This window comes from Pontibacter rugosus (assembly GCF_042678745.1).
Taxonomy (GTDB): Bacteria; Bacteroidota; Bacteroidia; order Cytophagales; family Hymenobacteraceae; genus Pontibacter; species Pontibacter rugosus.
In genome coordinates this window covers 1-735 of sequence record NZ_JBHTLD010000475.1, presented here as the reverse complement: position 1 = coordinate 735, position 735 = coordinate 1, and the positions used below count along the sequence as shown (strand labels likewise).

At 35.6% G+C, this 735-nt stretch carries 1 protein-coding gene; it reads right to left on the bottom strand.

All coding sequences use genetic code 11. The features are described from left to right. Positions 1 to 203: 203 nt before the first annotated feature. A partial coding sequence (locus tag ACFQ2O_RS21995; protein ID WP_377533128.1) for a helix-turn-helix domain-containing protein occupies positions 204 to 735 on the bottom strand: 532 nt, incomplete at its 5' end.

The window sequence follows — 735 nt, the reverse complement described above, 5'->3', positions numbered from 1 at the left end:
AAAAGAAAAATGTTTAAGAAATATGCACACCTCCTGAACTTAGCAAGGGCTATTTAACTCTCCATGTAATCTTAAAATGCTTCATCATAGAGCTTTTCAGGTGTTACAGCGCATCGCTAGAATAGACAAAAAACATTTGAATGCCTACTCCTAAAATAGCCTCAAAAGTGCTTGCAATTACTCAGCCTGCTAAGTCTCCCTTATCATATCAAAGTATTTGCCTTTAAAGCAATGTGGTTGTTTGCCTGTTTCTTAAAATGTTCCGGTGTTAGAGCTGTGTGTTGTTTGAAAAAGCGGCTAAAGTATGGATATTCCTTAAAATCAAGCAGATATGCTATTTCTTTAAGTGTATGATCACTGTGTATAATCTGTCGTTTTGCCTCCAGAATTACCCTATCATGAATTAATTGCAGCCCTGTCTTTTGTAGCTTTTCCTTCAATATCTGATTTAAGCGTTTAGTGCTGATTCCTATCTTATCGGCATAAAAGTCTGTGTTTCTGATATGCAAGTAATTCTCCTCTAACAAAAGCATAAACTCAAATACCCTTTTCTGGTTTACATCCTGCATAGTGAATTCATGCTCCTTAACCCGGATAATATTCAGTAGAAAGGCTTTTAACAAAGACTTTATGATCAGTAGGCTATGATTTTGACTTTGATACTCCTCTTCCATCAGGTCATACACCTTACAAAGTTGATCAGAAAATTCCTTGCTAACCTTTAGGAAAGAATAT